This is a genomic window from Polaromonas sp. P1_E1_2 (assembly GCF_056406035.1).
Genome location: NZ_JBFUAZ010000140.1, coordinates 1 through 8,180 on the forward strand (window position 1 = coordinate 1; position 8,180 = coordinate 8,180).

At 63.4% G+C, this 8,180-nt stretch carries 6 protein-coding genes; 5 read left to right on the forward strand and 1 reads right to left on the reverse strand.

Annotation, left to right across the window (positions count from 1 at the left end; all coding sequences use genetic code 11):
* The first annotated feature begins 132 nt into the window (after positions 1 to 132).
* The 3 genes from AC1D1P_RS09040 to mdoH all read left to right on the forward strand — a co-directional run bounded on the left by AC1D1P_RS09040 (position 133) and on the right by mdoH (position 5,347).
* Positions 133 to 1,494, forward strand: coding sequence for a sigma 54-interacting transcriptional regulator (locus AC1D1P_RS09040; protein ID WP_477672736.1), 1,362 nt, complete (start codon positions 133 to 135; stop codon positions 1,492 to 1,494).
* Between the two features lie 266 nt (positions 1,495 to 1,760).
* Complete coding sequence (locus AC1D1P_RS09045; protein ID WP_477672737.1) at positions 1,761 to 3,371, forward strand: glucan biosynthesis protein G; 1,611 nt, start codon at positions 1,761 to 1,763, stop codon at positions 3,369 to 3,371.
* A complete protein-coding gene (gene mdoH / locus AC1D1P_RS09050) occupies positions 3,347 to 5,347 on the forward strand; it encodes a glucans biosynthesis glucosyltransferase MdoH (RefSeq protein ID WP_477672738.1) in 2,001 nt (666 codons plus the stop codon). Before AC1D1P_RS09045 ends, mdoH begins: the two co-directional genes overlap by 25 nt.
* A gap of 142 nt (positions 5,348 to 5,489) precedes the next feature.
* Here the strand turns inward: mdoH and ffh are convergent, their stop codons facing one another.
* Entirely contained in the window at positions 5,490 to 6,848 is a 1,359-nt protein-coding gene (gene ffh, locus AC1D1P_RS09055; protein ID WP_477672739.1) for a signal recognition particle protein, read from the reverse strand.
* Between the two features lie 102 nt (positions 6,849 to 6,950).
* Here ffh and AC1D1P_RS09060 point away from each other — a divergent pair, with 102 nt between their 5' ends.
* Positions 6,951 to 7,751, forward strand: coding sequence for a cytochrome C assembly family protein (locus AC1D1P_RS09060; protein ID WP_477668364.1), 801 nt, complete (start codon positions 6,951 to 6,953; stop codon positions 7,749 to 7,751).
* Positions 7,748 to 7,990, forward strand: a complete 243-nt coding sequence (locus AC1D1P_RS09065) for a PP0621 family protein (RefSeq protein ID WP_477672740.1) — start codon at positions 7,748 to 7,750, stop codon at positions 7,988 to 7,990. The genes AC1D1P_RS09060 and AC1D1P_RS09065 overlap by 4 nt, the downstream gene beginning before the upstream one ends.
* Positions 7,991 to 8,180 lie beyond the last annotated feature (190 nt).

An 8,180-nucleotide genomic window follows, 5' to 3' on the forward strand; every position in this document is an offset into this window, starting at 1 on the left:
GCGCAGGCTGGACCAGACCAACGAGCGGCTGGAGGCGCTGAAGGCCATTGAGCGCAGCCTCACCAGCCGGCAGCCGGCGGCAACAGCCTCGGCGCCCATCCCCCCTGCCAGCCGGGCCCGCCCCACCGCGCCATGAGCGACTCCGCCCTGACAGCGCCCCACCTGCTCGTCGTTGATGATGACGCCGACATGCTGCGCCTGCTCACCATGCGGCTCACTGCAGCGGGCTATCGCGTCACGGCGGTCACGTCGGCCGAAGCGGCGCTGACGCAGCTTCATATTGAACGGCCGCAGCTGGTACTCAGCGATGTGCGGCTTCCCGGCCGGGACGGCCTGGCGCTGTTCGACGACATACGCCAGCAGCATCCTTCGCTGCCGGTGATTTTGCTGACCGCGCATGGYACCATTCCTGATGCCGTGGAAGCCACCGAACGCGGCGTGTTCACCTATCTCACCAAGCCCTTTGACGGCAAAAGCCTGCTCGACAAGATTGCCCAGGCGCTGGCGCTGAGTGCCCCCGCCAACCCGGCCAAACAGGGCAGCCCCGAAGCCTGGCAGAACCAGATCATCAGCCGCTCAAGCCGCATGGCCGAAGCCCTGGCTGAAGCGCGCATGGTGGCGCAGTCGGACGCCAGCGTGCTGCTGCGCGGTGAAAGCGGCACCGGCAAGGAACTACTCGCACAAGCCATCCACCAGGCAGGCGCACGGGCCAGCAAGCCCTTTATTGCCGTGAACTGTGGCGCCATCCCCGAGGCCTTGCTGGAATCCGAGCTGTTTGGCCACGTCAAGGGCGCCTTCACCGATGCGGTGGCCAATCACAAAGGCCTTTTCCAGGCTGCAGACGGCGGCACTTTGCTGCTCGATGAAATCGGTGACATGCCGCCCGCGCTCCAGGTCAAGCTGCTGCGCGTGTTGCAGGAGCGGGTGGTGCGGCCGCTGGGCTCCAGCCAGTCGATTCCGGTGGATGTGCGCATCATCTCGGCCACGCATCGCGACCTTGACGCTGCCATGGCTGAGGGCCAGTTCCGCGCCGACCTTTATTACCGGCTCAATGTCGTCACGCTGACCTTGCCCCCGCTGTCGGAGCGCCGCGAAGACATCCCGTTGCTGGCCAACCACTTTCTCCTCAAACTGGCGGCCAAGTACGACAAGCGCCTGAGCGGTTTCGCACCCGAGGCCCTCAAGGCCCYGACCACGGCCGCCTGGCCAGGCAACGTGCGCCAGCTTTACAACGTGGTGGAGCAGGTTTGTGCCCTGTCCACCACCCCGCTGGTGCCGCTGGCGTTGGTGCAGCGGGCTTTGCGCTCACCCAGCGTGCAAGTGCTCACCTATGCGGAAGCCAGGCAACACTTCGAGCGGGATTACCTGGTCGGGCTGCTCAAATTGACAGACGGCAACGTGGCCGATGCGGCCCGACTGGCCGACCGGAACCGCACGGAGTTTTACCGCCTGATGCAAAAGCACGGGCTCACGCCGGGACACTTCAAGGTTTAGACCGTAAACAGGTTCCAGGGGCTCCGGTTCGACCTGGGTTTGTCGCTGTGCCGCCGTGGGCCGTCGCTGGTTGGCGACAGGTTTAAGCCTTTGATTTAAAACGATTTAATCGAGACATCTGCGGAAGTTGTCGCTCACCGGCGACAAAACCCGCGATTCTGGGCGCTTTTGAGCCGGATTACATTTGGTTAAATCAAGTATCACGCCCAACTTGTTGATTTAAAACAATTTTTCGAAGCTGGCACAGGGTTTGCCCTAGTCATGGCATGCCAGCTTTTTTCCTGCCTTTTTTGGCATCCTCCGGCGACCCCAAGCGCCGCTTCAATTTTCCCCTGCAGGCCCGTATCGCGGCCTGCGCGAGCCTTGCGGCACTGACGCTCGCGGCCGGCCAGGCGCGTGCCTTCGATCTGGACGATGTGGCCGCTATCGCACGCCAGCGCTCGCAAGCGCCCTGGCGCGAAGCGTCCCACGCGGTGCCCACCGAGCTCGCCAGGATGGCGTACGACGACTACCGCGACATCCGGTTCAACGCCGCCAGCACGCTGTGGCGCGCCGACAAACTTCCCTTTGAAGCGAATTTTTTCCACGTCGGCCGGCACGGTGATTCGGTTCGCATTCACGAAATCACGACAGCGGGCGTGAAGCGCCTGTCCTACGACCCCGCCACATTCAATTTCGGAAAAAACAAACTGTCACCCGAGACCTGGGGTGACCTGGGCCACGGCGGCGCGCGCTTTTTCAGCAACCTCAACTCGCCCACCTACAAGGATGAGCTGGTGGTGTTCACCGGCGCCACCTACTTCCGGGCGCTGGGATCGGGCCAGCGTTATGGCCTTTCGGCACGCGGCCTGGCGGTGGACACCGCAGGCGGTGCGGGCGGAGCCAAGGAAGAGTTTCCCCGTTTCACGGATTTCTGGCTTCAAAAACCTGCAGTCGACAGCAAGCAGCTGACCGTCTTCGCTGTGATGGATTCGGAGCGCATGACAGGCGCCTACCGGTTCGACATCCAGGCCGGCGAGCAAACCACCACGAATGTACAGGCGCGCATCTTCATGCGCCCGGCCACAACCTCCGGCAACAGCGCGCCCGTGACCTCGCTGGGCATCGCGCCCCTGACCAGCATGTTTTTCTTTGGCGAAAACCAGCCCCGCCCCGGCGATTTCCGGCCCGAAGTGCACGACTCCGATGGCCTGATGATGGCTACGGGTGACGGTGAATGGCTCTGGCGGCCCCTGCAAAATCCGTCCTCCCCGCTGGTGACGTCTTTCGCCATGAAGTCGCTCAAGGGCTTTGGCCTGATGCAACGCGACCGCGCCTTTGCCAACTACGAAGACACCGAAGCCCGCTATGAGACGCGGCCCAGCGCCTGGGTCACGCCCGTGGGCGACTGGGGCGCCGGCCGGGTCGAGCTGTTTCAATTTGCCACGCCGGACGAGACCCATGACAACGTGGTGGCCTATTGGGTACCCGAAAAAATGCCAGCACCTGGCCAGTCGCTGGACATCGCCTGGCAAATCAGCTGGCAGGGCAAGAACCAGCAACTACCGCCCAACAGCTGGGTCACGCAATCACGCCGCGGCACCGGGTACTCGAAGGCCGGAACCGATCTCACGGGCCAGGTCCAGTACGTCATCGACTTTGCCGGCCCGGCGCTGGACGCGCTGCCCGAGGACGCCAGGGTCGAAGCCATCTCTAGCGCCAACGCCAATGGCCGTGTGCTCGAAAGCATGGCCTACAAGAATCCCGCCACCGGCGCATGGCGCATGACGCTGCGCGTGCTGCGGCTGAACCCGGCCCAGCCTGTTGAGCTGCGCGCCTTCCTCAAACATGACAACCACACTGTGAGCGAAACATGGACCAACCTGATCACACTCTGATTCCATCCGCTGCACGCAGCGCCCTGCGCGAGGAACGCCACCCCAATTCGGTGACGGCGCCACCGCTGAACCGCGGCTCCATGGTGCCCCGGCCCTGGCGTGGCTTCTGGAACAGCATGGCCACCGCGCTGCTGCTGCCCATGCTGTCGATATTCCGGGCCGCCGCGCCGGCACCATCCCATCGCCTGCCTGCCTCCCGGCTTGAGCGCTGGCAGCAGGCTGCCCGGCGCCGGCGCACGGTATTCCTGCTGCTGACTGTCATCAGCACCGTGCTGGCAACCAGCATCTTTGCGGACATGCAGCCCGACTATGACAATGCCTGGCTGCAGTACGGCCAGATCAGCCTGTTTGCCCTTCTGTCAGCCTGGGTAGTGACCGGCTTCATGACGGCGATGATGGGCTTTTATGTCACGATCTTTGGTGACAAACACGCGCTGTCCGCGAAAARGGTTCAGCACTACCCGCTGGATGCGTCCACACGCACCGCGATCATCATGCCGATCTGCAATGAAGACGTACGCACCGTGTTCGCCGGCCTGCGCGCCACCTGCGAGTCGGTCGCGATGACCGGCCATGTACAGAGCTTTGATGTCTTCGTACTGTCGGACAGCAGCAACCCGGCCATCATCCAGGCCGAGCGCGCCGCCTGGGAAGACCTGCGCACCCAGCTGGCCGGATACCCCGACCAGCCGCAAATCGAGGTCTATTACCGCCTGCGCAAACGCCGCACCGACCGCAAGGCCGGCAATGTGGCCGACTTCTGCCGCCGCTGGGGCAAGGATTACCGCTACATGGTGGTGCTGGACGCCGACAGTGTGATGAGCGGCGACTGCCTGGTTTCCATGGTCAAGCTGATGGAAGCCAATCCCAGGGCCGGCATCATCCAGACCGCAACCCAGGCCATCGGCCACGTCACGCTGCACGCACGGGCGCAGCAGTTCGCCTCACGCGTGACCGGGCGTCTGTTCACGCTGGGGATGCAGTTCTGGCAGATGGGCGAGTCCCACTACTGGGGCCACAACGCCATCATCCGTATTGAGCCCTTCATGAAGCATTGCGCGCTGGCGCACATCAAGGGCACGGGCGGCATGGCCGGCAGCATCATGTCGCACGATTTTGTCGAGGCCGCGCTGATGCGCCGCGCCGGCTACCACGTCTGGCTGGTGGGTGACCTGGTGGGCAGCTACGAGCAGCAGCCGCCGGATTTGCTGGCCGAGCTGCAGCGCGATCGCCGCTGGTGCCAGGGCAACCTGCAAAACTCGCGCCTGATCGCCGAGCCGGGCATTCACCCGGTACACCGCTCCATGTTCGGCACGGGCGCGATGGCGTATCTGTCGGCGCCGCTATGGCTGTGCTTTCTCACGCTGGGTACGGCGCTGTGGCTGTCCGGCTCGCCCATGATTRCCGACTGGACGCTGCTTCCCGGCGAGCTGATGTCGCTTTGGGCCTGGACGCTGTGCATGCTGTTTTTGCCGCGCATCCTGGGCATCGTGGCCGTGCTGGTCAACCGCCAGCAGCAATCCTATGGCGGCACCGTCGCCCTGCTGCGCAGCGCTTTGCTTGAAACCCTGATCGCGCTGTTGCAGGCCCCCATCCGCATGCTCGCGCATTCGCTGTTTGTGGTGGTGGCCCTCACCGGCCTGAAGCTTGAATGGAAATCGCCCCCGCGCGAAGCGGCCGCTGTGCCCTGGCGCCATGCGCTGGCGCAGCTGGCGCCTATGTCCGGCGTGATTGCGCTGCTGGCTGTCGGCATTGCAGTGATCGATGCACGGGCTTTGATCTGGCTGATCCCGGTCGGCCTGCCGCTGCTGCTGGCGATCCCGATGACGGTGCTCACCAGCAAGGTCGGCGTGGGCACGGCCCTGCGTGCGCAGAACTACCTGCTGATCCCGGAAGAAACCCGTTCGCCGGCGGTACTGCGACGCGCCTGGCTGCATGCAAGCCGGCTGGCCAAGCCACGGCTGAAGGCGGCCTGAAAATAGCCTGACTTCAGGGCAACCCATGAAAAAAGCCGCTTGAAGCGGCTTTTTTCATGACAGGTAAACGCTATTAATTCAGGAGCTGGTTGCGCCCGTCTTTATTGGGCTGCAGCCATTTTTCCCTTAAACAGCGAATTGATCAAAACTTGGGCATGCCTTTCATGCCACCCATGCGTTTCATCATTTTCATCATCCCGCTGCCCTTCATCTTTTTCATCATGCCCTGCATCTGCTCGAACTCATTGAGCAGGCGGTTGACTTCCTGAACATGCACGCCGGAGCCGGCGGCAATGCGGCGCTTGCGGGTGGCCTTGATGAGTTCGGGCTTGCGGCGCTCCAGCGGCGTCATGCTCTGGATGATGCCTTCCTTGCGCTTGATGTCTTTCTCGGCTTTGTCCATATCGACCTGGCCGGCCTTGGCAGCCATTTGCGCGGGCAGCTTTTCCAGAAGGCTTGAAAGCCCCCCCATGTTCTTCATTTGCTGCAACTGGCTGAGGAAGTCGTTGAGGTCAAAGCCGTCGCCGGACTTGATCTTGGCGGCGAGCTTCTGGGCAGAGGCCATGTCCACCCCGGCGGCCACCTGCTCGACCAGCGCAAGAATGTCACCCATGCCAAGGATGCGGCCGGCGTGTCGCTCGGCGTCGAACACCTCCAGGCCGTCGATTTTCTCGCTGGTACCGGAGAATTTGATGGGGGCGCCGGTGATCTGGCGCACGCTGAGCGCCGCACCGCCGCGTGAATCGCCGTCGGTCTTGGTCAGGATGATGYCGGTGAGCGGCAAGGCTTCCTTGAAGGCCTTGGCAGTGTTGACCGCATCCTGGCCCTGCATCGCATCGACCACGAAAAGCGTTTCAACCGGGTTCAGGATCGCATGCAGCTCCTTGATTTCGGCCATCAGGGCCTCATCGATGGCCAGGCGGCCAGCCGTGTCGACCAGCAACACGTCAAAGAAATGCTTGCGGGCGTAGTCAATGGCGGCTCGCGCGATGTCGGCCGGCTTCTGGTCAGGCGTGCTGGGAAACCATTCGGCGCCGGCCTGTTTGGTGACCGTCTTGAGCTGTTCAATGGCGGCAGGGCGATAGACGTCGCCTGAAACGGTCAGCACCTTTTTCTTGCGCTTTTCGATCAGGTGCTTGGCCAGCTTGGCGGTAGTGGTGGTTTTACCCGCGCCCTGCAGGCCGGCCATCAGGATGACCGCCGGCGGCTGGGCTGCCAGGTTGATATCGCTCACCCCCTCGCCCATGGTAGCGGCGAGTTCCTTGTTGACAATACCCACCAGCGCCTGGCCCGGCGAGAGAGAACCCATCACTTCCTGGCCCAGCGCTTTTTCCTTGACCCGGGCAATGAAGTCGCGCACCACCGGCAGCGCAACGTCGGCCTCGAGCAAGGCCATGCGTACCTCGCGCAACATGTCCTGCACGTTGGATTCGGTGATGCGGGCCTGGCCTCGCATTTCCTTGACGAGACGGGATAACTTGTCGGTAAGAGCTGAGGCCATGGGAAGGCRCCACRAACGCGGCGCAGTTAGGTGGAAAAGAAAGGCTGCAGCGGAAGGCTGCCAGAAAGGGGGGAAAGAGGCAGTAAAGGCTAAACTCTAGCCATGATTTTAGCTTTGAGCGACTGGTGGGGTCTTGCAGCGGCAGCCGGTGCTGCCGTCGCCTACGCTGCATTGGCTCTAGCCTCCCCGCGCCTCGGCCCCGCCGCCATCCGCGGCCTGCTGCTGGCGGCCTGGCTGCTGCACGCGCTGGCGCTGGCCGATGGCCTGCTGGGCGAGCCCCCGCGTTTCGGCTTTGCACCGGCGCTGTCCATGACGGTCTGGCTGGTGCTGACCGTTTACGCCATCGAAAGCCGCCTGTTTCCACAACTCCAGGCCCACTGGGCGTTGGCAGGGCTGGGCAGCGCAGCTGTCATCCTGACGGTCATTTTCCCCGGTACCACCTATCACGCCATCGCGTCCCCCTGGCTGCCGTTGCACTGGGCCCTGGGCATCGCGTCTTATGGGCTGTTTGCCGCCGCAGTGGTGCACGGCTGGCTGATGACGCGCTCCGAGCGCTCCATCCGGCTGGCCGCACAAACCGATGCGGGCGTGCCGCTGTTGACGCTGGAGCGGCTCACCTTCCGCTTCGTGGAGGCCGGCTTTGTATTGCTATCGGCCACGCTATTTGTAGGCTGGCTGTTCGCCGAAACACTCTACGGGCCCGGCCTGGCCTGGAAATGGAACCATAAAACCGTGTTTTCGGTCCTGGCCTGGCTGACGTTTGCCGGCCTGCTGATCGGCCGGGCGCGCCTCGGATGGCGTGGCCGCAAGGCCGTCCGTGTGCTGTACCTGGGCTCCGGCCTGCTGCTGCTGGGCTACGCCGGTTCGCGCTTTGTACTTGAAGTCATTCTGAGGCGGGCATGAAATACCTTCTGGTCATGGGATTCGTGCTGGTGGTTTTCTGGCTCTGGCGCCACAACCGCGATGCGGAAAGAAACGATGCGGCGGCTGCCCGCCCCCGCCAGGCATCGGGCCGCGAAACGGCCGTTGCGGAGATGATCGCATGCGATGTCTGCCACGTGCATTTGCCGAAGTCCGACGCCCTGACAGGCGGCAAGGGGATTTATTGCAGTGACGCGCATCGCCGCCAGGCAGGAGACTAGGGCCTGCTAACACTATGTTTACAAATGCGAATGGGGTGAAAACGGTGCCAATCAAGGCGCGCGACGAATCCCAGACCGGGAGTCTGGGTGAGGAGCGCAACGCCGAGTGGCGCCGTTTTCGCCCCATTCCCTCCGGGTTGCGCTCAAAAAGGCCTTGCGCGGCGTTGCAAAGCCTTGACGGGGTCTACCC